The sequence below is a fragment of the Rhodococcus sp. MSC1_016 genome (assembly GCF_023667485.2).
Classification (GTDB): Bacteria; Actinomycetota; Actinomycetes; order Mycobacteriales; family Mycobacteriaceae; genus Rhodococcus_F; species Rhodococcus_F oxybenzonivorans.
Map to the genome: position 1 here is coordinate 2,176,576 of NZ_JAMOZI020000001.1, position 23,114 is coordinate 2,199,689.

Here is a 23,114-nt window from a genome sequence, read left to right on the forward strand (position 1 = left end):
CGTTCATTCCTTCCGTTGAGGTTGCGTTGCGATCAGTTCGTCGATCCGTGCGATCCGCCCACGCCAGACTTGTTCCAGCTCGGCGAGCATGGACGACACCGCGCGCACTGCTTCGACATCGCCCCTGGCGAGTTGTTCACGGCCATTGCGGCGTTTCACGAGTAAACCGGACTTCTCGAGGACGGCGACGTGCTTTTGTACCGCAGCGAAGCTCATGTCGTACTTCGCTGCGAGTGCCGAGACGGAATGCTCGCCGGCCAGTACGCGACGCATGATGTCGCGCCTCGTTCGGTCGGATAGCGCGTGGAACAGGGCATCGGCCTGGTCCTCGTCTGTTTCTGACACACCCGAAATATACAACTGATCGGTTGTATGTGCAAGGGGTGGTCGATTCTCGGATGAGCGTGGGCGGGGGAGCGCCTTTCCTTTTACGAACTGGCCTTCGTGGCTGCCCCCAACTGCACCTGGACACCGGGCACACCCGGCATACGGCTCACAAATCGTACTTGCGCAACGGCTTCGACATAATTTGTCACCACATGGCATGGAACCCTCAGCGCTGACTCAGGTCTGTACGGCATAGCGGAGGAAGACCATGCCGTTGCCGAATCGGCGTTCGTCGAGCAGTTCCAGCGAATGTCGGATGTCGTCCGGGAACATCCGTTTACCGCCCCCGACCAGCATGGGCGCAAGGTACAGGTGGCACTCGTCGATCAGCTGTGCCTTCCATGCGGAGGCAGCAAGGGTGGCGCCGGACACGTTGAGGTCCTGCGCCGTACTGGCCTTGAGGTCCCGGACCAAGCCCGGGTCGAAGGTGCGCTCGATCCGCGTGCGTGTCGTGGAAACCGAATCGAGACTACGCGAGAAGACGACTTTCTCGGCCGCCTGCCAGATCTGGGCGAACTCTGCGCTCATGGGTGACTGGGCGGCCACTGCCGGATCGTTCTCCCAGCCGGTCATCATCTCGTACATAGTGCGGCCGTAGAGGTAGGTCCCTACCTCCCGCTCGGCGACATTGATGAAGTCGAGTACTTCTTCGTCGGGGACGGCCCAATCGAAGGCGCCGGCCAGGTCGGCGATGTAGCCGTCGAGCGACGCCAGGAACGAATAGATCAGCTTGCCCACGCGAGCAACGATAATGCCCACGAGCACCCGCAGCCGTCGTTCAGCCGAAACGCTCTGACTGAGAAAGGGATTGGTCCGAAACCATCAGTGGGGCAACCAGGCCGACTTTGCGCGCGCGGACGGGTTGTTCCGCAAGCGGAATGGTGCTGGGGACGCCACGGGCGTGATCACTCCAGCGCAGGTACTCCGGGTCCGTCCAAGTCACCCAGCGCCGACTTGCGCCCCGATATCGCCAAGAGCAGGGAGAGTGCCGGGCCACAGACTTCTGGGCCATCACCGATCGACACGTCTGCGTCGATGGCCCGCAATCGGACGGGGGCAATGAGTTGTTTCGCACCGCCCAGGGATACCGGGGTCCGCGCCTGGTACTGCAACGACCTGACGACCGCCTCCGACGGATACGTACGGTTGATGCCCAGCGGCCGTCGGATGTCTTCGCCATGGACGACCTCTTCCACCAGTCTGCTGTCGAGCGGTGCCGGCGGCGTCGACGTGTAGTTGGCTACCTGCTGAAGTCGGGCGAGCGTCTGCTGGGGTGTGGCGCCGCGTTCACGTTCGACGCCCTGGGCGTTCTGGCGATCGAAGTCGAAACGCGCTCGGACCATGTTGCGCACGATGCCGAGTCGGGTGGTCTTCGCGTTGTTGATGAGGTGTGCGGCGACGTCGTGCACGGTCCAGTCGCCGCACAGCGAGGGCAGGGCCCATTGGTCGTCGGTGAGGGCGGTGAGGTCATCGATCAGCGCTGCACGCTCCGCATGCACCATCGGCCAGACAGCATTCATGAAGACAGTCTGGCAAAGACCGTCCTTCACCGGCTGGCCTGGGCCCGTCGCCGTCCCACCCAACGGTCGTTGACGATCCCTATCGAGTTCGGGAAGTCGGCGTCGTGAGACTCCACCTCGGTCCGATGCCCCGGCGGGCGGCAGGGGCCGCCCGCCGGGGAGATCGACTGGTCAGCGAAGGTCACTGCGGGAGTCCGATACTGGGCCGCCCACGGTGCCGCTCAGGTAGTCGATGGCGTGTGTGACGAGGAGGCATGAAGCCCTCAGTTGCGGCGTCTGTTATTGCGATAGCCGTGCACCGTCGGGGGTGGTAGCGAAGACGTGGGCGTGGGAGGCGTCGATGCGGGCGTGCACGACCTGGCCTTTCTCCGGGGGGTTGCGCCAGTCAACTCGGGCCACAATTGGTTCGTGCCGTCGGCCCACCCGAGTGCGTCCGAAGATGAAGGCTTCCGAGCCGAGTTCTTCAACTACGTCGATCTCGATTTCGTGCCCGGAGTTGGCGAGTTCGATGTGCTCGGGTCGGATCCCGAGGACCACCTCGCGGCCTGCGGCCGCCAGCGTGTTCCTGGGCACCTGAATGAGCTGATCGCCGAAGCTGATTCCCCCATCGGTAACGGGTAGCGTGAACAGGTTCATCGAGGGAGAGCCCATAAATCCGGCGACGAACACGTTCACCGGGCGCCGGTACAACTCGCGGGGGCTCGCGCACTGCTGCAGGATGCCGCCCTTGAGCACGGCGACCCGGTCACCCATCGTCATCGCCTCGACCTGGTCGTGGGTGACGTAGACGGTGGTGGTGCCGAGACGCCGCTGCAACTGTGCGATCTGGGTGCGGGTCTGTACGCGCAGCTTGGCGTCGAGGTTGGACAACGGCTCGTCCATGAGGAATACCTGTGGCTGGCGAACGATGGCTCGCCCCATGGCAACTCGCTGCCGCTGCCCACCCGACAGCGCCTTGGGTTTGCGGTCCAGATAGTCGCGGAGGTCGAGCATGTCGGCGGCTTCCCCGACGCGCCTGCGGATTTCGGACTTGTCTGTGCCGGCGAGTTTGAGGGCGAAACCCATGTTCTCCGCCACGCTCATGTGCGGGTAGAGCGCGTAGTTCTGGAAGACCATCGCGATGTCGCGATCCTTGGGTTCGGAATTCGTGACGTCGCGGCCGCCGATCAGGATCCGGCCGCCGTCGACCTCCTCGAGGCCGGCGAGCATCCGCAGCGATGTGGACTTGCCGCAGCCGGACGGGCCGACGAGAACAAGGAACTCGCCGTCCTCGATATGCAGGTCGAGTTGGTCGACCGCGGGGACGTCGGACCCGGGGAAGAGTCTGGTCGCGCGGTCATAGGTAATTGTTGCCATGAGAAATGAATCCCTCCACCGGCAGGAACGTGCCGGACGATCCGAGTGAGTGGGGTGGGTTGGTGCGCCTGTAGCGCGTGGGGTATGGGTGGTGTCAGGTCGCCGGTGTCGGGCTTTCTGTGTCGGTGTGCGGCGAGTAGCGCGAGGACGTGATGGTGCCGAATTGCGGCCCGTCGGTGTTGTCGAATCCCCAGGTCATCCAGTTGCCGTTTCGTGTCCGCCGCATCTGCACCGCGTACAGGTCCGCGGTATCGACATTCGTCGCGTCGGTGACTTTCCACGGTCCGAGCAGGGACTGTCCCTCGGCGATCCAGGTCCCCGCATCGTGCCCCGCGTGAAGGCTGGTGTTCTTGGGTGCGCAGGAAAACAGCAGGATCGGCTTCCCGTTGACGGTGTGCGCCTGCAGGACTTCCATCTCGCCGAACCCGGCTGGAGTCGAGAGTGGGGGTTCGATGCGCCAGTGGCTCAGGTCGTCGCTGGTCGCGTGGCCCACGACGGCGCGGCCCTCGGGATCGCCGACACCGGCCCGGGCGGTGATCAGCATGTGCCACTGACCGGCATGTTCGAAGACATACGGATCGCGCCACGCTTCGTCCGGCCAGGTGCCCTCGCCGAGGAGTTCGTACCAGCGGCTGTCGGCCTCGAGGACGAGGTCGGGGTCCTTGGTCCAGCTCAGCAGGTCGGTGGAGGTCGCCCGGCCGATGCGTTGTTTGAGGCCGTTCTCGGCCCGGCTCACCCCGGTGTAGAACATGCTCCAGTGCCCGTCCGCGCCGCGGACGACGGAGCCGGTCCAGGTGGCAAGGTCATCGAAGGCCGGGGCATCGGAGGGCACCAGCGCGTCGGCGGTGAGGGTCCATGCCTCGCCGTCCGGAGACGTCGCGTGACCGATGGTCGCGCGGTAGTGGCGGCGTTCGCGGTCCTGGAGGGCGCGTGAGGCGCGGAGAAAGAACAGGTGGTAATCGGTGCCGTCGTCGGTCATCCAACTGTCCCAGACCCAGTGATCGGGAAGGGCGAGTCGCATCATGTCTCCTTGGGGTGCGCGGGAACCGCGGGGCGGCGACCGGAACGTTCGGGGTGTGGGTCGTCGGAAGAAGCCGCGAGTGACCGAGCGTGATCCGGTGCGGGTCCGGTGCTGCCGCGGACGACGAGTGTGGTCGGTGCGGTGACGGCGGTGGGGGCGTCACCGTCTGGGGTAGGAGCGAGTGTGTCGAGGACGAGTCGGGCGGCGATCTCGCCCTGTTCGCGGACGGATTGGTGCACGGTGGTGAGGTCGGTGAGTGCGGCGAGCGGATGGTCATCGATTCCGACGACTGAGACGTCCTCGGGAATCCGCAGGCCCCGGCGGCGCAGCGTTCGGATCGCTCCGAGGGCGAGTTCGTCGCTGTGCGCGAACACGGCGGTCGGGGGATCTTCCGGGGCGGCCTCGAGGATGTCGGCCATCGCCTCTGCGGCGTTGATGCCGCCCCAGTCGACGTCGCGGACGAGCGCGTGGTCCACAGCGATGCCCGCGGCGGTCAGTGCGTCGACATACGCCTCCGATCGACCCGAACGTGCCGGCCACCCAGGCTGATCGGGATCATGGGCGGCGATCATGGCGATCCGCCGGTGGCCCAACTCCAGGAGGTGGTCGACGGCGAGCCGCCCGGCGTGGTTGTCGTCGATGCAGACGTAGGGGTAGTCGGCGTTCTGGCCGCCGGCGGCGACGATACCGACGCCCATCAGTGCGAGCCGTTCGCGTTCGCGTTGGTCGACTGGAAACGCGACCACCACTACTGCGTCGACCTTCCGCCGAGCGGGCAACCGGGTGAAGAAGTCCTGGCGATCCTCGGGTCCGCCGACCTGGTACAGCAGCAGGTCGAAGTTTGCTGATGCGAGCACACTCTCGATTCCATTGACCATCTCGCCGAAAAACCAGCGCTCGATATGGGGAACGACCAACGCCACCCGCCGCGTCGGGCCACCGGCCAGGCGCACCGCGTCCGGGGAGATGACGTAGTCGAGGCGGCGGGCGGTGGCGAGAACTTTCGCCTTCGTGGCCGCGGAGACGCCATAGGAGTCGTTGAGGGCGCGTGAGGCTGTGGTCAGCGAGACCCCGGCTTCGCGGGCGACGTCACTGAGGCTCAAAGGTGCAGGTCGTTCGGACACAAGGCTGATGGTAGCGCGAACAACCTTGATTTCGGAAGCGCTTCCGACATATGCTGCGGAAGCGCTTCCGAAATGTGATGCGCGTCTCAATGCGGAGGAGTTATGGACTCACACCACTCGACCCGGCCCCGGTGGGCGCGCAGGTTCGTCGCCCTCGCGGGCGCTGCGATACTGCCGACTGTGGTGGCGTGCGCGCCGCCGGGCAGCGGCAACACCGTGACCGCACCGACCGACCCGATACCGGTGAATATCGATCTCGGCACCGACCCGATCGAGTTGACCTTGTACGACGGGGCAGGCTTGAAAAAGATCGATGATGCGATGATCGCGGCGTTCACCGAACGCCATCCGAACGTGACCATCACGGCGCGCTACGACCCAGACGAGGTTCAGGCCGTCAACGCCCCGCGGGTGCTCGCGTCGGAGAATCCGCCGGACATCGCGCGGATCATCGCGCTGCCCGCCGCGGTGGCCAACCACCAGCTCACCGAACTCGATCCGTGGGCCGACGCCTACGGCTGGAACGAGCTACCGGAGGAGCAGATGGCCATGTACCGCGTCGGCGCGAACGGTGTGCGCGGCACCGGCCCGCAGTACACGATGGCCAGCGGGTTCACTCTGACGGGGCTCTACTACAACAAGGACCTCGCGACCCGCATCGGAATGACCTCACCGCCGATCACCGTCGAGCAATTCGAGCAGGCTCTGGCGTCGGCGAAGACTGCCGGACTGATCCCTGTCATGGCCGGCAACAAGAGCGCGCAGGTCACATTCCTGGTGCAGATGATGCTGAACAGCGCCCTCGGTCAGGACACGGTCAACGACTGGGTCTTCAATGCTCCCGGCGCCACCCTCGACACCCCCGCCGGGGTGGACGCGGCTGCGGTCGTGGCCGATTGGGCGGCGAAGGGCTACTTCCCCAGCGACACCAACGGCACCGACGCCACCACCGCCGCGGGACGGTTCGCCGCCGGCGAAGCACTGTTCTACGTCTCCGGGAACTGGGATGCCGCGACCCTGCAGACGAAGATGGGCGAGAACGTTGGCTTCACTCTCCCACCCGCGCCTGCCGGGGCACCCGTCCTTGCCATGTCCGACCCGGTGTCGAACTTCGCGATTCCCGCGGGGTCGGACGACAAGAATGCCGCAGCGGCCTTCCTGAACTTCCTCCGCTCCGACGCCGGCCGGCAGGTCGCGGTCGACGCCGGCTTCGCCCCGTCCGGCACCGGCGACGTCCCGGCCACCGCACCCGGCTCGCTGGGTTCCCAGATCCAGGTGGCCTTCAGCAGGTTGGTCGCCTCCGGCGGTCAGGTGCAGTTCGTCCAGAACGCGACCAACGGCATGTCTGGCACCTGGTTACCGCAGGTCCAGATGCTCGTCGCCGGACGAACGACGCCCGACGAGATGATGGCCGCCGTCCAATCCGCCTACGAGCAGGACCTCCTGAGATGACCTCCACAGCACATACCGCCCAGGCAGCCCCTGCCAGGGCGTTCCCGCACCGTGCAGCAACCCGGGCAAGGCGGAGCTCCCACGCCAAACGGGCACTGACCGGATGGTTGTTCGTCCTGCCCGCCGCGTCGGTGTACACCGTCTTCGTGCTCCGCCCGCTGCTGACCACCATCTGGTACTCCCTCTACAACTGGGATGGGATATCTGTCGGCAGCTGGGTAGGGCTGGGCAACTACCGCCGCGTACTCACCGACCCGCAACTGCTGTCCTCGATCGGGCACGCGTTCTTCCTTATCGCATTCTTCACCGTTCTCCCGGTGATCGGCGGCCTTCTCGTCGCCGCCCTGCTCCAGGAAATCCGCATCCGCGGCCTCGGAACCCTCACCCGCACCATGCTTTTCCTGCCGCAGATCATCCCCGGCGCGGCCGCGGCCGTTGCCTGGGTGTGGATGTTCTCGAGCAACGGCACCGTGAACCAACTGCTCTCCGCCGTCGGTCTGGGCGGACTCACCCGCTCCTGGCTCGGCGACTTCGACTGGGCACTGCCCGCCGTCGGGATCATCGGCACCTGGCTGGGACTCGGCTTCTGCACCATCCTGCTCATGGCGGGCATCGGCAAAATCGACATCTCGATCTACGAAGCCGCCCGGATCGATGGCGCCGGCTTCTTCAGCACCTTCCGATACGTCACTGTTCCCGCCCTCCGGGCCGAAATCGGCGTCTGCGTCACCGTCACCATCATCGCCGCTCTCGCCAGCTTCGACATCGTGTTCATGTCCACCCAGGGCGGACCCGGTTACGCGACCACCGTTCCCGGTGTCCTCGTCTACCAACTCGGTTTCACCGAATCCCGGGTCGGCCTCGCCAGTGCACTCGCCGTCGTCCTTACCGGACTGATTCTGCTGGTGATCCTGCCGATCCAGCGATTCTTCAGAGAGAAATGATCATGAAAACCTCCGTTCGTGAACGCATACCCGGACTCGTCCTGCTGTTCGGCACCATGATCTTCTCGATCCTGCCGCTGCTCAGCATGCTGACGGCGGCACTGCAGCCCCAGGGCACCGTCCCACTCGGGCTGTCGTGGCCGGCCAACCCGCAATGGCACAACTTCCTCGACGCCTGGCGCGTCGCCGAGGTGACCCCCCTTCTGGTCTCGAGCATCATCCTCGTCGCCGGCGTGGTCCCGGTCGCAGCTCTGTTCGCCGCCATGGCCGGTTACGCGCTCGGCCAGCTGAAGATCCCCGGCGGCACCGTCGTCTTTCTGCTCCTGCTGCTCGGGTTGACCCTCCCGAAGGAAGCAACGATCGTTCCCCTCTACTACCAGCTGCGCGAGATGAACCTGCTCAATACCCGACTCGGACTCATCCTGGTGCTGATCGGCACGTTCATGCCGTTCGCCGTCTTCTGGATGCGTGCCCATTTCCTGTCGATGCCGAAAGAGCTCACCGAGGCCGCAGACCTCGACGGGGCGGGCCCCTGGCAGGCCTTCCGGCACATCCAAATTCCGCTCGCCGTCCCGGCGCTGGCCTCACTGTGCCTACTGCTGTTCCTGTGGACCTGGAACACCTTCCTCCAGGCCATCGTCCTCATCGACGACCCCAGCAAACGCACCATGGCGGGCGCACTGCAGAATTTCGTCGGCCAATACTCCACCGACGTCGTCCTCCTCAACGCTGGATCGCTACTGATCATGGCACCAACTGTCGTGGTGTTCCTGCTGTTTCAGCGCCACTTCGTCAAGGCGATGATCGCCGGCGCCGTGAAGGGCTGACCACCTCCGGATTTCGAAGGCCCACTCCCACAAACACCTTCAGGGGAAACCATGCCCACAGCACGTCAGTGGTGGCACGACGCCGTCATCTACCAGGTGTACCTGCGCAGCTTCGCCGACGCCAACGGAGACGGGATCGGAGACATCAAAGGCCTCCAGAACCGCTTGCCCTATCTCGTCGACCTCGGCGTCGACGCCGTATGGATCACCCCCTGGTACCGATCACCGATGGCGGACGGCGGCTACGACATCGCCGACTTCCGCGACATCGACCCGCTCTTCGGCACCCTCGACGATGCCGACACCCTGGTAGCCGCCGCCCACGCCGCCGGACTCCGCGTCATCATCGACCTTCCCGCCAACCACACGTCCGACATGCACCCCTGGTTCCAGGACGCCCTGCACACCGCTCCCTATTCCCGAGAGCGCGCCCGGTACTTCTTCCGCGACGGGCGCGGCAACGAGGGCGAACTTCCTCCGAACGACTGGATCAGCGCCTTCGGCGGACCGGCATGGACCCGCACCACCAGACCCAACGGACAACCTGGCCAGTGGTATCTACACCTGTTCGCACCCCAACAACCCGACCTCGACTGGACCAATCCTGAGGTTCGCTCCGAATTCACCGACATCCTGCGGTTCTGGTTCGACCGCGGCGTCGACGGCATGCGCATCGACGCCGTATCGGCCATGGCCAAGGTCCCCGGACTCCCGGACGCGGGCCACCCGCCCGGAGCCCGATTCGAATCCAGCACATGGGTCGACAACCCACACTGGGACGTCGACGAACTTCACAGCATCCTGCGCGAATTCCGCATCATCGCCGACACATACGGGCCCGACCGCATGTTCGTCGCCGAAGCGATCGTCCGCAGCCCCGAGCGCCTCGCCCGCTACGTGCGCCCGGACGAACTGCACACCGCCTTCAACTTCGACTTTCCCCGAGCGGGCTGGAACCCGGCAGCGCTGCGCGAGGCCATCGACCGCAGCCGCAACGCGCTCCGCGAGGTCGGCGCGCCCGCCACCTGGGTGCTGTCGAGCCACGACGAGACCCGCCACCTCACCCGATTCGGACGCGCCGACACCAGCACCTTGCCCATGACCCTGATCGCCGGCACCGACTCCGACCTCGTTCTCGGCACCCGACGCGCCCGCGCCGCAGCACTTCTCATGCTCTCCCTGCCCGGCGGCGCCTACCTCTACCAGGGCGAAGAACTCGGCCTCGAGGAAGTAACCGATCTCCCCGAAGGGCTGCTGCAGGACCCCACCTGGGAACGCTCCGGGCACACCATCCGCGGCCGCGACGGATGCCGGGTCCCGCTGCCGTGGGACGGTGACCTCCCACCCTTCGGATTTTGCAACAGCGGGACCCAACCGTGGCTTCCGCAGCCCGACATCTGGAAATCGAAGACCGTGGCCGCCGAATCCAACGACCCCGACTCGATGCTCACCCTCTACCGCACCGCACTTCACTTCCGACGCACACTGCCCGCCCTACGCGGCGACTGCTTCGCCTGGCGACCGATGCCCACCGATGTCCTCGCCTTCGACCGCGGGCCGTCGTTTCGGTGCGTCGTGAACCTGTCTCGACAACCGCTTGCAATCGATCCGGACACCACCGTCCTGCTCGCCTCCGCCGACCTGGCCGATGTCGGCTATCTGCCACCGGACACCGCCGTCTGGCTGCGCACACACCGATAGGGCGGTGACGCGGCTACACCACCGAAGAACGTGTCGGGCAGAGACAGCCCGAAACCGGACCAGGAAGGAACCGCAGTGAACCCACACCCCCGACCACACCCATCACCCAACCAGCCACACGACACGGTGGCCGACAATCGCCATAATCGCAGCACGCGCAGCCATCGTCGATGGCCGATCAGCTCAGCGTCACCACCACCGCTCGATCGGGAGGTTGAAGAGATCCTCCGCTTCGCCCGAATCTGGGCGCCATACGGTGGAGCCCCCGCCGACGAGACATTCCACCACTTCGGCATGTCGACGTCACGCTTCGTCGACAAACTGTGGGAAATCCTTCGTGGTCGCCGACGCCGCCTATATGACGCAGACCAACTCGCCGCCGCCTTTCCGCCGCCCGCGGACAACGGCACACCCGGAAAGACGTCCCAGGCGGTGACGAGCAAACACTAACTGTGACAACGGCATACAACTCGTCGAACGATGCGCCCTCATGTGAAGAGGTCGACATGACGGGTATTCCACGCCTCGAATCGGCCCATGATCGGGTCCGTCAGGTGTCGGCCGACTCCCTGGTCCCATAGATCCGGCCGCACGGCAGTATGAGTTCTGGGCCGACGCCGATGTCGCCGATCCATCACTGGGCGGCCTCCCGCCTACGTGAGCTCGCGTGAATGCCCACAGTCGAGCAGGCGCAGCGGTGACATTCCTACGCTTTTCGTAGGGTGCGCGACGGTCACCCTCGGGTACCTGTCGCAGCTACCGAGTGTGCCGCATGCTTGCTGCAGCGACCACATGGCCGCCGAACCTACGGAGCCACCACATGATCCCCAACATCACCGTCCGTACCGCCGCCAACCCCTCCTCCTCACGTTGGCGTCGAGTCGCGGCGAGCGCCCTGATCGCCAGCGCCGCGACAGTCGGCTCGATGGCCGTGAACGCGCCCGCCGCCCAGGCAGCAACATTCCAGGAAACATGCGTCGCCCATCCCGGGGCATATGCCAGTGGGGCGGTGCTCGGCGTTCACGCTACCAAGAAGGTCGGCAACAACCGGGAAGAATCCTGCAAGGTGTACGACGCATCAAACAAGCTGCTCGGTACCACATACCAGACCACTTACGGGTTCTACGGAACGCCGCCGCAGGTAAGACCACCGGCTCAGTCGGCTCGTTGATCAACTGAGCGTGACCGCGACAGCCTTTGGTCGATGTCCTCGACACCCGGGCCGGACACGGGCGCTTTCGGCTGTCGTCGTTCACCACCGCTCAGCTGACGAGCCGAGCTGAGCTGAGCAATCCTGCCGTACGCCCCTCTCTTCCTTCGTGATTCGTTTTTGCCAAACGCTGAGCGGGCATCATCGCGTCTGTCGTGCGGGTCCGGGCATTCGCGCGCTAATCTGCCGTGGTTTCGAGAAGGACCCTGAGCTTGTGGAGGTTCGCGGCGAATTCTCGGCGGAGGCTGGCCGCGACCAGCGGGTCACCGAGTTTGAAGAGGCCTTTCTGCTCCATCTGCATGTGACACGTCAATCGGGTTCCCTCGGCAGTTGCCTCGACCCGATACTCCGCCTCGAAACGACTCGGTCCCGAAGCCCCAGTGAAGGTGATCTTCGTGTTCGGTTCATAGTGGACGTACTCGTTCGTCAGCTCGAGCTTCCGCCCCATGAATTTGCGGACAACAACATGTTTTGTTCCCACCCCCGGCGGTCCTTCTGTAACTCGGCGGACCTCCGACAGGCCCTCTTGCCATCGGGGTGCGTTGGTCTGGTCCGCTACAAAGGTGAACACTTCGTCGATCGGACGCGCGATAACGATGCTGTCCTCAACCTCGATCATGACGGCCTCCTGTGCGACCTCGCACCGTCGTGACATCAACTGGGCGGGGTGATGATGACCAGTATCTGCACCCTACTCGAGGAACCTCGTGGGCACGACACCTCGACGACGGCACGCGCAAGGGGGAGAGATCGAGCAGACTGCCTCGTCGGTGCTGGCCCGGACTCATCTCGTTGATGGCCGGAATCGCCAAGCCGGCCATCTACGTGCGGCACAGTGCGGTCTGGTTACGTGACCATCACGCTCCCGGTGAAGAAGAACGGCGCCGCATTACCGAAACAGAACACGGTGGCATTGCCCCTCGCGAAACCGCTGAGCTTCCCTCCTTCCGCTCCGAACGCACCGGTCTTGAAATTGAAGGCCGAGTCGAATCCGAAACAGGTCCAACTCTCGCCGGCCGGCACCACCACCGACACTTCACCGGCCGCGCCCACACCTAGGGTCGGTACCGCCGTAGCGGTACCACCCCGAATGCCATCACCGGAGCAATCACGGCCGACGCCACGGCCGTCCGCACTGCCATCTTCCTCATCGTGCCCACCTCGGCTCGCACATCCCCGACTCCGGGGCGAGCGAGTAACGACCCCGAGGTTTCCATCTCGGGACGTTCCCACGCGCTCGCATGACAATTTCGACTTTCCCTCTAAAAACGAGATAAAACACATCTTCACTGTTTCCGAAACCGCGTATTTGCTCGCCGTCAGCTTGTCGGACGTCCAGTAAATTTGGGCGAGTGTTCAAGAAAATTACTTCGAATGTATTCGCCGAAAGGTGAAACGTCCGGGACTGCTGATGGCGATAGACGCAATAGGTTGGGGATCCACAGAGAACAACGTTCAACAGAAAGAGGTGACCCAATATGGGTTCTGCAGGAATCGACTTCAGTGTGGCTATCGACGCGTTCCTCAAGTTCCTGAGCATCGCGCTCGGGATCGACATCGGCGTGGGCTGACCAGGGATATCGAGCGTACCCGAGCGTTTCGGCGCCCCCCGGAGTTCCGGGGCGCCGAAACTCGTGTGCACCAGACATTGCGCGCGTCGCCCGAGGATTGGAATAGCCGCGTACTGAACAAACGCCCAAATCAATGGGGGCAAGAGCGGAATGAATTTGGACAACTGATCAATTTAACGAAGCAACCCAAAGTCGTCGACCGTCGGCCTCAGACCCTCCCGTCGATGGATACTGGTACTCCATTGCTCGAGCGATATCTCAGGTAAACGGAACAAACCGCAAGAATGGTGGGCCGACCGATGGGGCTGCGAAATCGCCGACTGTGACGGGTGCCCGAATACGAGGAAGGTCGAGTTCGGTATGAACATGTTTTGGGTGATCGCGGTCCTCGAGGCCACGCTGTTCGTGGTCGCTGTGTCTCTTGCTGCGGCGGTCACCGCGGATGCGATCTCTCGACGCAGGCACGGACCGGACGGGGTCGAGGTTGCGGCCTCAGACTCGAAGCCCCCGCTGCTGACCATCGAGGTGGTTGACCGTGTTCGGGACTGGCACCGAGTCGCGGTACGGGCGTTTGCGGTCTGTATCACTGGCTCTGTTCTCGTGGTCGCGGCCGTCGGGATGCTGCTGATCGTGGGTTAGGACTCTCGACCACCCACAGAACCCGCTTTCGCCACACCGAGGCCTACCGCGGCACGCAGTAACAACCGCCCAGACGCGACCACCAAGACGCCGTTCTTCTTCATCGGGATAGAAACCGTGAAGTGACACCGTCTGGTTGACACCCTCGCTCGATGCGAAGACGGGCGTTCCCCTCCAGAGTGATGCATAGCCTGTGGCCAGCTGGTCAGCGGCACGTCGCACGCGGCCCGGATTACGGTGTGCCGGTGTGCCGGTGTGCCGGTGTGCCGGGATCGAGGGTGAGGTCCTCGGGGTCGGCGAAGGCCAGGCGTCCGTCGCCGAGGGCGATGGCCCATCGGTACACGGGGGACCACTCGTGCCCCACGACAGCGGACCAGCACCCGCACCCACCGCTACCGTCGCACCCACGGCTACCGGTCACAGGCGCCGGTAGCTTCGCACTCGTGTTTCCGGGCTTGACCCGCACCAGCGCCGAACGATCCGACACGCGCGACGGGTTGCCGGAGGGTAGGGCGGGGTAGTCACGGGGCGGTGCACCTGCGCCGAACCGATGCCGTCCATGTCGAAGGAGTAAATACGTATGAGCACATCCGACACCGCCACACTGCTGACGCAGCTGCGCACCATCCTGGATCTGACTAACACCGAGATCCAGGTCGCCGAGACCCGGGTCGCCCAGGCCAGAATCGAAGCAGTCCGGCGGGAACTTCTCGAGAACGCCGAGAACGCCCGCGGCCGGGCCGAGGCCATCGACGCCGCGATCCGCGACCTCGGCGGAATCCCCGAGCTGATCGGGCCGTTCCTGGGACGTGCCGCCGCCGCGGTGAAGACGGTGGTCGAGCAGGCCCAACCGTTCGACGAAGCGCTACTCGGTGACCTGGCCCTCGAACACCAGCTCCTCGACCGCGCCCGCTACATCAAAGCCCTCGCCACCGCCGCCGGCAGGAAAGACACATCGAAAATCTCGCGTTCCGACTGATCACCGCACACCAGGCCACGGTGGAATGGCTGACCACCGTCTTAGCTGAAGAGGCGCTCGGTGGCCCGGCCGCGTTGCGCCGCACCCGAGCGCACGACCGCACGTGGCGCCCCGGCGCATGACCCGCGACGCATCAACCCCTCCTGCCGCAGTGGAGAAATCCGTGCTGCCGGAACGGATTCGCGGCGGTCGTCCCGGTCATCGTCCGCGCACCGGTCGCGGTAGTGCCCGCCGCCCTTGCTGCCCCTGCAGATGCCCACCGAGATGACTCCGACAGCACGACCAGCACCACGGCGGCACCGCCGGGTCCAACATCATCGTTCGGCCCGAAGCCGGCGCATCCAGAGCCGCCGGTCACCCCCGATCCGACCACGCAACAGCCCGAACCCGACCCGACCGCAGCACCGGAAACACCGGAACCCACTCCCACCGACGAGAGCGAACCGGATGCCGAGACCTCGGTACCGTTGACCCCCTGACACCCATCCTGGGCGAGGCGAGAAGGCGGAGGCGAGAGGGCTGATCCGGGCGGACGCGGTCGCTCGATATTGCGGTGAACCCGGATCGCCGCTCAGAATTGAAAGTGCCAGGAATCCGCTTCACCTATGGTTCCCTGCGTTTGCCAGGGCGAAGGTCCGCCGCATCGCGGGTGCCGCCACAACGACGTGGGAGGACAATGATGTCCGGTCTCATCCGTAAGAGTCTCGATTCACCCGAGGAAACCCGCCCCTTCGAGGATGACAAGGGCAAACTCGAACTCGTCAACGTCCCTTCCGGCGCTGTGGGTAGGGCCACCTTCCAGCCCGGCTGGCAGTGGTCCAAGCACGTCAAACCGATAGCAAAGACAGACAGCTGTCAAGCGGCTCACATGGGTTACGTCATCTCGGGTCGCATGAAGATCGTCATGGACGACGGCGAGGACATGGAGTTCGGCCCCGGCGATCTCATGGTCTGCCCGCCAGGTCACGACGCGTGGATTCTCGGCGATGAGCCCTGCGTGTTCATCGACTGGACCGGCGTCGCCGATTACGCCAAGCGGTAGCCGGCAGCGCCGCATGTCTGTGATGACGGTGGACGACGCATGCGCCGGGCGACGCCGCATCCGGGTCGGGGGAGCCGGCCGCATCGTTCTCCGCGTCGACCTGCTACCTTGAACGTCGTTCAAGTTCAGCTGGAGGAGTCGTCATGACGGATGTCGGAAGTACTCGGGTGTCGAGGGTGGGTATTTCAGCGCGCGACATGGCGCAGATCGCGGTGTTCGCCGCGCTGATCGCGGCACTGGGACTGCCCGGCGCCATCACGGTCGGCTTCAGCGGAGTGCCGATCACACTGCAGACACTCGGTGTCATCCTCGCCGGCGCGGTGCTCGGCGCGCGCAAGGGCACAGCCGCGGTCGCGGTCTTCATCGCACTGACCCTGATCGGTCTGCCCCTGCTGTCCGGTGGCCGCACCGGACTGACCGCACTCGCGGGCCCCAGCGCCGGATACCTCGTCGGCTGGATTCCCGCGACGCTGGTCATCGGCCTGCTCACCGCCCGGATCCTCCCGAAGTATCCGATCGCGCTCGGCCTTCTAATCAATGCTCTCGGTGGGATCGTCGTCATCTACGTCTTCGGCACCGTCGGACTTCTGCTCCGCACCGATCTGGGTGTCGGCGCCGCGATTACCACGAACTTCGCGTTCATCCCCGGTGACCTGCTCAAGGTCGTCGTCGCGACCGTGGTCGCCAAGAGCGTGCATCGCGCGTACCCCGGCCTCATCCGTACGTGAGTTTCGAGCTCGGCGGCTCCGGCGATCAGCCAGCTCTCGACTTCGAAGACCGCACCTACACCTACGCCGAACTCGACCGTGCCATCGACCGATGGATCCTCGAGCACGGCCCGGGTACGCCTGCCTATGACGCGTCGACGCTCCCGGTCCCGGATGCGCTGATTTGCGTGTGCGCGGCGGCGCGGCAGGGGAGTGCGGTGATCGTCGAGGACCCCACGGCGCGTCCGGACCGCTTGGTGATTCCACCGTCCGCTTTTCTGCTGGTCGCGACGTCCGGCTCCACCGGCAGGCCGCGTCCGCTCGCGCGCACCGCGGCCTCCTGGTTCGACAGCTTCCCGGCATTCACGGCGATCACCGGCATCGACGCGACCGACCATGTGCTGATCACCGGCCCGTTGCACGCCACGATGCACCTGTTCGGCGCAGTGCACGCACTCTGGCGAGGTGCGTGCGTCACCGACGACCCATCCCGGGCGACGGTGGTGCACGCCGTTCCCGCCGTCCTGCGGGACGTGGTCGGGAAGGCGCCCAAACTCCGCACGGCGATCGTCGCCGGCACCGCCCTGGACGACGGCGCCCGCGCGGTGGCGGACGGCATCGACATCGTCGAGTACTACGGCGCCGCGGAACTGTCCCTTGTTGCGGCGCGCCGGGTGCCCGAACCGCTCCGGCTGCTGGACGGCGTCGACGCCGACATCCGCGACGGTCTGCTCTACATCCGGTCGCCGTACAGCGTGATCGGAGTCCCGGAGTGGTTCGGCGTCGGTGACCTGGCCGAACTCGGCGACAACGGTGAGCTGACAGTGCGCGGCCGGGGAGAATCCGCGATCAACGTCGGCGGCACCACGGTGGTCGCCGAGGATGTCGAGCGCATCCTCGAGACGCTCGACGGTGTCGCCGCGGCCGCCGTCGTTGGATCGCCGCATTCGGTGCTCGGCGAGACCGTCACCGCCGTGGTAGAACTCGACGGCACTGCGGAGATCGGGGAGATCCGTTCCCGCGCGCGCCGCACGCTGACGAAGGAAGCGCTGCCCCGCCGCTGGGTGCCGATCGAGTCGATGCCGAGGACCGCCAGTGGCAAAGTCGCCCGAGGCCGAGTGAGAGACTGGCTGGCATGAGCTCTGACCCTGTTCTGGTGGCGCCGCGTCGGACGCCGATCGGCAATGCCGGGCACGGGTTCGCCGATCTGACCACCACTGATCTGGCCGCCCCCGTGCTGCGCGAGGTTCTGACATCGCTACGGGAGTCGGGCATCGATGCCGAGGCCGACGATGTCGTCCTCGGCAACTGCCTCGGACCGGGCGGTGACCCGGCGCGGGTCGCGGCGCTGCAGGCGGGGATGGGTGTGGAAGTTCCCGGAGTTACCGTCGACCGGCAGTGCGGTTCCGGCCTCGACGCGGTGATGCAGGCAGCGCTCCGTGTGCGCAGCGGCGCCGACGAGCTGATCCTGGCGGGAGGAGTCGAATCGGCAAGCACGGCGCCGTGGCGGTTCTGGCCGCCGGTGGTGGGCGCCGATCCGGTGCGGTACACCCGCGCTCCCTTTGCGCCGCAAGGCTTTCCCGACCCCGACATGGGAGCGGCCGCCGACGATCTCGCGCGGGTGCGCGGCATCAGCCGTGAACGGCAGGACGCGTACGCGGCGCGGTCGCACACGCTCGCGGCCGCCGCCGACTTCTCGTCGGAAATCGTGCCGATCGGTGACATCGTGCGGGACCAGCGCATTCGCGCAGGCATGACCGAGACCAGGCTCGCGCGGCTGCGCCCCAGTTTCGGTGCCGGCGGAACGGCCACGGCGGGCAACTCCTGCGGCATCTCGGACGGTGCCGCCGTGCTGGCGGTGACGACGGAGTCGCTGGCCGCCGGACTGCCTGCGCTGCGAATCCTCGGCTCCGCCGTCGCGGGATCGGACCCGGCGCTCCCCGGCCTCGGACCGGTTCCCGCGATCCGCAAACTCCTGAAGAGAACCGGATACGACGTGGCGGATCTGGGCGTCGTCGAGATCACCGAAGCCTTCGCGTCGGTGGTGCTGGCGGTGTCGGACGAACTCGGCCTGGACGAGTCGGTGATCTGCCCTCAGGGCGGCGCCATCGCCATGGGACATCCGTGGGGCGCGTCGGGTGCGATCTTGTTGGTGCGCTTGGCAAGTCAGATGCTGCGCGAGGGCGGACCCGCGCTCGGGCTCGCGGCCTGCGCCATCGGCGGCGGACAGGGCATCGCGATGCTCGTGGAGCGTGTGTCGTGAGTGAGATCGTCTTCGATTCGGTGACCCACGCCTTCGGGGACCGTCCGGTGCTACGCGGCGTCGACCTGCGTTTCTCCGAGCGCCGGGTCGGCATCATCGGATCCAACGGTTCCGGCAAGTCGACGCTGGCGCGGATGATCAACGGATTGCTGAAGCCCACCTCCGGCACCGTCACGGTCGACGGTGTCGACGCCGCCAGAAAGGGCGCGCAGGTGCGACGCAAGGTCGGGTTCGTGTTCACCGACCCCGACACCCAGATCGTCATGCCCACGGTGTCCGAGGACCTGGCGTTCTCGCTGCGCCGCTCCGGTCTGAGCAAACAGGAGATCGCCGGTCGTGTCGAGGAGATCCTGGTGCGGTTCCGGCTCGACCAGCACGCCGACCACCCGGCGCACCTGCTGTCCGGGGGCCAGAAGCAGCTGCTCGCCATCGGTGCCGTCCTCATCCGCAGGCCCGAGGTGGTCATCGCCGACGAGCCGACGACGCTGCTGGATCTGCGGAACGCGCGCGTCGTCTCCGAAGCACTCGATTCGATGGACCAGCAGGTGATCGTCGTGACCCACCAACTGGCGTTGCTGGAGAGCTTCGAACGCGTCATCGTCATCGACGACGGTCTCGTCGCGTTCGACGGCAGTCCGGACGACGCCGTTCCCGCGTACCGGCAGTTGGTCGAATGATCGGCCTGTACCGCCCGGGCGACTCACTCCTGCACAAGATGCCCGCAGGGCTGAAACTGCTGCTGTTGATCGCGTCGATCGTCGCGGCCACCGTGTTCGTGCGCACCCCGCTCGAGGTCGGTGTCGTCGTCCTGGTGGTGGGCCTGCTGTTCGCGGTGGCCTCCATTCCGTGGCGGGTCGCCGTGGCGCAGTTGCGTCCGGTGGTGTGGATGTTGGTGATCATCGCCATCTTTCAGGTGCTGATCACGTCGCCCGCGCGGGCGGTCGTCGTGTGCGGGGTGCTGTTGATCTCGGTGGCGCTCGCCGCGTTGGTCACGCTCACCACCCGGGTCACCGACATGCTCGACACGGTGTCGCGCGCACTCGGGCCGTTGCGGAGGTTCGGGGTCGACCCGGACCGGATCGGGCTTCTGCTCGCGTTGGCAATCCGGTGTATCCCGCTGCTGACGGGGATCGTGCAGGAGGTGGCGCAGGCGCGGAAGGCACGCGGGTTGCAATGGTCGATGACGGCGCTGGCCACACCGGTTCTGGTGCGTGCACTCCGGACCGCGGATGCGATGGGCGACGCCCTCGTCGCACGGGGAGTGGACGATGACTGAACTGCTCGCCGAGCGTGTCGCTCGACGGGCCGCCGAGAACCCGGAGACGACAGCGGTCGTGTCCGCACGCGAGATCGTCGACTACGGCCGGTTCTGGTCGCGGGTCACGCGCACCGCCGCCGGGCTCGACGGCATGAACCGGGTGGCGGTGCTGCCGACGTCGGATGTGGGGTCGCTGGTCGCGGTGACGGCGGCGATGCACGCGGGAGTCAGCGTCGTGCTGCTGCACCGCCACCTCCTGCCCGCGCAGTTGACGCGGGTGCTCGAGCTCGCGAAACCCGGTGCCGTGGTGGCCGCGTCGCAGCAGCACGCCAGGTTGCGGAGACTGGGATTCGACGGGACCGTCGAGACGGCGGAGAGCCTCGAATCCGACGGCGCCGCGGACCGGGCGCGTCCCGACACCGAACTGCTGGTCGGCATCACGTCCGGCACCACCGGTGAGCCGAAACTGTTCGTGCGCAACCAGCGATCGTGGGCCACCACCCTCGACCGCTCGGACGCGACCTTCGACATCGGTCGCGGGGATCGTGTGGCGGTGCCCGGAGTCCTCGACCACACCCATTTCCTGTACGGCGCGCTGCACGGCCTCACCCGCGGGGCGACGGTGGATCTGCGCCCGGTCACGCACTCGCTGCGCGACGCGGCGACACATCTGTACTCGGTACCCACCATCGCGTGGGATGTGGTGCGGTCGGGGATCGGTCCGGTCGGCAGCGTCCGCGAGGTGCTGTCCTCGGCGGCCCGGTGGCCGCGCACCGGGCGTCAGGCATTGCAGGAGGTGCTGCCCAACGCATCGCTCGTGCACTTCTACGGCGCCTCCGAACTGAGCTTCGTATCCTTCGACCGGGGTCTCGGCGCCGCCGACGAGCATGCGGCAGGCGAACTGTTCGACGGCGTCGACGCCGAAATTCGCGAGGGCCTCGTTCACGTGCGCAGCGACATGCTGTTCGACGGCTACCTCACCGAGGACGGCGTGCTGAACGGCCCCGCCGACGGGTGGATGACCGTGGGGGACCGCGGCCGCGTGACAGGCAACAGCCTGCAGTTGTTCGGCCGCGACAGCGACACGGTGATCCGGGCGGGACTCAATGTGGAACCCGCGGCGATCGAGGCGGCGTTGACCGCGCTTCCCGGGATCTCGGAGGCTGCGTGCATCGGAGTGCCCGACAGCCGGATGGGCGAGGCACCGGCCGCCGCGATCGTGGTCGACGGCCGCGGGCCGAGTTCCAGCGAGATCTGGCGGCATCTGCGCGCCACGTTACCCAGCCCGAGCATGCCGGTTCAGGTACTCGCGGTCGACAGCTTGCCGCGCACCCCGCGCGGCAAACTCGATCGGCGGGCGCTCGCCGTCACCCTGTCGGCGTCGCGGGACCGGAATCCCGTGTAGCCCGTCAGATTTCGAGGCTCAGCAGGTGGTAGCCCAGCGTCTTGCCGTGTCCGTCGAGTGCGGGTGAGCCCGTGACCCCGCCGCCGAGGACGCCGGGCAACTCGAACACCATCGCCATCAGGTTCGGCTGGCAGGTGCGCCGGGCCGGTCCAGTGACCAGCTCACCGTAGTGGGCGGCGACGACGTCCTCCGTCAGTCTCTGCGTGAGAAGCTGATAGGCGGCCCGGTCCCTGGCCAGCACGGCGAGGATGAGCGTGTCTCCCTTGTCGCCGGCGCGGACGTCTGCGAGGGTGTCGATCTTCTGAACAGTTGCGGGCGTGGTCATGTCGAAACCTCCGTGAGATGCACCCGGGTGGACACGAGGTCGCGGGGGAGGGTGCACGAGCGGATCGCGAGCACCTCGGTCGACGAGCGCCGCGCACCGCCTCCGCCGGCCGGTCCGTTGGTGTACAGGCTTTCCACCTCCCAGCCGACGAGGTCGGCTTCGTCCCGGGTGCGTGCGCGGGCGGCGACCCGCACGCGCACTTCGTGGGCAGCGGTGTCCGTGTCGAGTCCGCGGAAAGCGGCACCGGCGCCGATGTATTCGACGGAGACGGCGCCCTCGGCGAAACCGTGTACCTCGACGAGACGTTCGGTGACGATGTCCGCGGCGAGCTGGGCACGGGGGTAGGCGCGTGGTCCCGCGTAACTGATCTGCCCCTCACCGAGCCAGCCGCCACGGAATCCGAGGGTGACCTTCAGCTGCTGTGGGCGGGGGCGCCCCGTTGCACCGGTGATGGCGACCCGGTCGGGTCCGACGCTGGTGAACGACACGTTGCCGAAGTCCGCGGTGACGTCCGGGGTGAGGTACGACGTGGGATCTCCCACCTCGTACAGGAGTTGCTCGGCGCAGGTTCGTTCGGTGAGTATCCCGCCGGATCCGTCGAGTTTGCCGAATGTGGCCGATCCGTCGGCGAGGACGTCGGCAAACGGGAAGCCGAGATCGGCCATTCCCTTCACCGGTTTGGTGACGGGGTCCGCGTAGTATCCGCCCGTGAGTTGTCCGGCGCATTCGAGCAGATGCCCGATCGCGGTTGCGGCGCCGATGGTTTCGTGGTCGGCCAGGTCCCATCCGAAGTGGTGGGCGAGTGGGGCGACGTAGAGGGAGGGGTCGGCCAGACGCCCGGTGACGACGACGTCGGCGTCCAGTTCGAGCGCGGGGATCACGGCCTCCGCGCCGATGTACGCGTTCGCGGAGACGAGTTCCTCGTCGTGCTCCGACAGGCGTTTCCCGGTTTCCCACACGACGGGGTCGTGGCGCAGCACTTGCTCGAGCACCGCGTCGCCCGTGATGGCAGCAACGCGCACCTGCCGGTCGGTGGACCGGGACGCGATGCCGGAGACCAATTCGGCCGCGGCGAGAGGGTTCGCGGCACCGGCATTGGTGATCACCGTGGTTCCGGACGCGAGCGTGTGCGGGAGAACCGCGCGCATGCGTGCGGCGAGGAGCGGATCGTATCCTTCGTCCGGGTTCTCGAGTCGGCGGGCGTTTCCGGCGGCGACGGTGCGTTCGCCGAGGCATTCGAAGATCAGGTAGTCGAGGTCGGCGTGCCGGGCGAGTTTCTCGGCGGGGTCGATGCGATCCCCGGAGAACCCGGATCCGGCGCCGAGTCGCACGCTCCGCGAGGCGCTGCCGCGGGTGCTCGATGGTGTCACGGTCTCAAAATCC

24 protein-coding genes and 2 pseudogenes are annotated in these 23,114 nt (G+C 66.3%); 15 read left to right on the top strand and 11 right to left on the bottom strand.

The genetic code is table 11. The features are described from left to right. Positions 1 to 3 precede the first annotated feature (3 nt). The 6 genes from L1080_RS10140 to L1080_RS10165 form a co-directional block, all read right to left on the bottom strand. Entirely contained in the window at positions 4 to 345 is a 342-nt protein-coding gene (locus tag L1080_RS10140; RefSeq protein WP_250773276.1) for an ArsR/SmtB family transcription factor, read from the bottom strand. Positions 346 to 564: 219 nt separating this feature from the next. After that, on the bottom strand, positions 565 to 1,125 hold the full coding sequence (locus L1080_RS10145; RefSeq protein ID WP_159922551.1) for a dihydrofolate reductase family protein: 561 nt from the start codon (positions 1,123 to 1,125) through the stop codon (positions 565 to 567). Positions 1,126 to 1,292: 167 nt separating this feature from the next. Beyond that, positions 1,293 to 1,907 carry a maleylpyruvate isomerase family mycothiol-dependent enzyme gene (locus L1080_RS10150; RefSeq protein WP_159922549.1) on the bottom strand — a complete coding sequence of 205 codons (615 nt, stop codon included), beginning with the start codon at positions 1,905 to 1,907 and terminating at the stop codon, positions 1,293 to 1,295. 279 nt (positions 1,908 to 2,186) lie between these two features. Beyond that, the gene (locus L1080_RS10155; RefSeq protein ID WP_250773266.1) at positions 2,187 to 3,263 is read right to left on the bottom strand and encodes an ABC transporter ATP-binding protein; all 1,077 of its coding nucleotides are present in this window, start codon (positions 3,261 to 3,263) and stop codon (positions 2,187 to 2,189) included. Positions 3,264 to 3,357: 94 nt separating this feature from the next. Beyond that, positions 3,358 to 4,287, bottom strand: coding sequence for a glycoside hydrolase family protein (locus tag L1080_RS10160; protein WP_250773255.1), 930 nt, complete (start codon positions 4,285 to 4,287; stop codon positions 3,358 to 3,360). Then, entirely contained in the window at positions 4,284 to 5,408 is a 1,125-nt protein-coding gene (locus L1080_RS10165) for a LacI family DNA-binding transcriptional regulator (RefSeq protein WP_250773253.1), read from the bottom strand. The genes L1080_RS10160 and L1080_RS10165 overlap by 4 nt, the downstream gene beginning before the upstream one ends. Positions 5,409 to 5,510: 102 nt before the next feature. Between L1080_RS10165 and L1080_RS10170 the strand changes: the two genes are divergently transcribed. The 6 genes from L1080_RS10170 (at position 5,511) to L1080_RS10195 (ending at position 11,503) form a co-directional block, all read left to right on the top strand. Beyond that, entirely contained in the window at positions 5,511 to 6,860 is a 1,350-nt protein-coding gene (locus L1080_RS10170; RefSeq protein WP_250773251.1) for an ABC transporter substrate-binding protein, read from the top strand. Beyond that, the gene (locus L1080_RS10175; RefSeq protein ID WP_250773248.1) at positions 6,857 to 7,804 is read left to right on the top strand and encodes a carbohydrate ABC transporter permease; all 948 of its coding nucleotides are present in this window, start codon (positions 6,857 to 6,859) and stop codon (positions 7,802 to 7,804) included. Before L1080_RS10170 ends, L1080_RS10175 begins: the two co-directional genes overlap by 4 nt. 2 nt (positions 7,805 to 7,806) lie before the next feature. Next, positions 7,807 to 8,631, top strand: coding sequence for a carbohydrate ABC transporter permease (locus L1080_RS10180; RefSeq protein ID WP_109335115.1), 825 nt, complete (start codon positions 7,807 to 7,809; stop codon positions 8,629 to 8,631). A gap of 51 nt (positions 8,632 to 8,682) precedes the next feature. Next, the gene (locus L1080_RS10185) at positions 8,683 to 10,332 is read left to right on the top strand and encodes a glycoside hydrolase family 13 protein (RefSeq protein ID WP_250773245.1); all 1,650 of its coding nucleotides are present in this window, start codon (positions 8,683 to 8,685) and stop codon (positions 10,330 to 10,332) included. A gap of 294 nt (positions 10,333 to 10,626) precedes the next feature. Further along, positions 10,627 to 10,782, top strand: a complete 156-nt coding sequence (locus tag L1080_RS10190) for a hypothetical protein (protein WP_250773243.1) — start codon at positions 10,627 to 10,629, stop codon at positions 10,780 to 10,782. A 370-nt stretch (positions 10,783 to 11,152) separates the two neighbouring features. Then, on the top strand, positions 11,153 to 11,503 hold the full coding sequence (locus L1080_RS10195; RefSeq protein WP_250773240.1) for a hypothetical protein: 351 nt from the start codon (positions 11,153 to 11,155) through the stop codon (positions 11,501 to 11,503). Positions 11,504 to 11,720: 217 nt separating this feature from the next. Here L1080_RS10195 and L1080_RS10200 read toward each other — a convergent pair whose 3' ends face one another. Both L1080_RS10200 and L1080_RS10205 read right to left on the bottom strand, forming a co-directional pair. Then, positions 11,721 to 12,161, bottom strand: coding sequence for an SRPBCC family protein (locus tag L1080_RS10200; protein WP_250773237.1), 441 nt, complete (start codon positions 12,159 to 12,161; stop codon positions 11,721 to 11,723). Between the two features lie 227 nt (positions 12,162 to 12,388). Continuing rightward, positions 12,389 to 12,684: pseudogene (locus tag L1080_RS10205) on the bottom strand (hypothetical protein). A gap of 789 nt (positions 12,685 to 13,473) precedes the next feature. Between L1080_RS10205 and L1080_RS10210 the strand changes: the two are divergent. Then, complete coding sequence (locus L1080_RS10210; protein WP_159922531.1) at positions 13,474 to 13,752, top strand: hypothetical protein; 279 nt, start codon at positions 13,474 to 13,476, stop codon at positions 13,750 to 13,752. 232 nt (positions 13,753 to 13,984) lie between these two features. Here L1080_RS10210 and L1080_RS10215 read toward each other — a convergent pair whose 3' ends face one another. Continuing rightward, the gene (locus L1080_RS10215; RefSeq protein ID WP_284708379.1) at positions 13,985 to 14,116 is read right to left on the bottom strand and encodes a hypothetical protein; all 132 of its coding nucleotides are present in this window, start codon (positions 14,114 to 14,116) and stop codon (positions 13,985 to 13,987) included. A 216-nt stretch (positions 14,117 to 14,332) separates the two neighbouring features. Here L1080_RS10215 and L1080_RS10220 point away from each other — a divergent pair. The 8 genes and pseudogenes from L1080_RS10220 to L1080_RS10255 all read left to right on the top strand — a co-directional run. After that, positions 14,333 to 14,817: pseudogene (locus L1080_RS10220) on the top strand (ferritin-like domain-containing protein); the annotation flags it as partial. 593 nt (positions 14,818 to 15,410) lie between these two features. Continuing rightward, complete coding sequence (locus tag L1080_RS10225) at positions 15,411 to 15,773, top strand: cupin domain-containing protein (protein WP_109335112.1); 363 nt, start codon at positions 15,411 to 15,413, stop codon at positions 15,771 to 15,773. Between the two features lie 143 nt (positions 15,774 to 15,916). Then, on the top strand, positions 15,917 to 16,501 hold the full coding sequence (locus L1080_RS10230) for a biotin transporter BioY (protein WP_250773235.1): 585 nt from the start codon (positions 15,917 to 15,919) through the stop codon (positions 16,499 to 16,501). After that, positions 16,498 to 17,619 (top strand): class I adenylate-forming enzyme family protein, encoded by a 1,122-nt coding sequence (locus L1080_RS10235; protein WP_250773233.1) that lies wholly within the window; start codon positions 16,498 to 16,500, stop codon positions 17,617 to 17,619. The genes L1080_RS10230 and L1080_RS10235 overlap by 4 nt, the downstream gene beginning before the upstream one ends. Beyond that, on the top strand, positions 17,616 to 18,743 hold the full coding sequence (locus tag L1080_RS10240; RefSeq protein WP_250773231.1) for a thiolase family protein: 1,128 nt from the start codon (positions 17,616 to 17,618) through the stop codon (positions 18,741 to 18,743). Before L1080_RS10235 ends, L1080_RS10240 begins: the two co-directional genes overlap by 4 nt. Further along, on the top strand, positions 18,740 to 19,420 hold the full coding sequence (locus L1080_RS10245; protein WP_208961530.1) for an energy-coupling factor ABC transporter ATP-binding protein: 681 nt from the start codon (positions 18,740 to 18,742) through the stop codon (positions 19,418 to 19,420). The genes L1080_RS10240 and L1080_RS10245 overlap by 4 nt, the downstream gene beginning before the upstream one ends. Next, a complete protein-coding gene (locus L1080_RS10250) occupies positions 19,417 to 20,019 on the top strand; it encodes an energy-coupling factor transporter transmembrane component T family protein (protein WP_159922521.1) in 603 nt (200 codons plus the stop codon). Before L1080_RS10245 ends, L1080_RS10250 begins: the two co-directional genes overlap by 4 nt. Continuing rightward, on the top strand, positions 20,012 to 21,406 hold the full coding sequence (locus L1080_RS10255; protein ID WP_250773229.1) for an AMP-binding protein: 1,395 nt from the start codon (positions 20,012 to 20,014) through the stop codon (positions 21,404 to 21,406). The genes L1080_RS10250 and L1080_RS10255 overlap by 8 nt, the downstream gene beginning before the upstream one ends. 4 nt (positions 21,407 to 21,410) lie before the next feature. Here the strand turns inward: L1080_RS10255 and L1080_RS10260 are convergent, their stop codons facing one another. Both L1080_RS10260 and L1080_RS10265 read right to left on the bottom strand, forming a co-directional pair. After that, a complete protein-coding gene (locus tag L1080_RS10260) occupies positions 21,411 to 21,731 on the bottom strand; it encodes an AtuA-related protein (protein ID WP_250773227.1) in 321 nt (106 codons plus the stop codon). Next, entirely contained in the window at positions 21,728 to 23,101 is a 1,374-nt protein-coding gene (locus L1080_RS10265) for an acyclic terpene utilization AtuA family protein (protein WP_250773225.1), read from the bottom strand. The genes L1080_RS10260 and L1080_RS10265 overlap by 4 nt, the downstream gene beginning before the upstream one ends. Between the last annotated feature and the right edge of the window lie 13 nt (positions 23,102 to 23,114).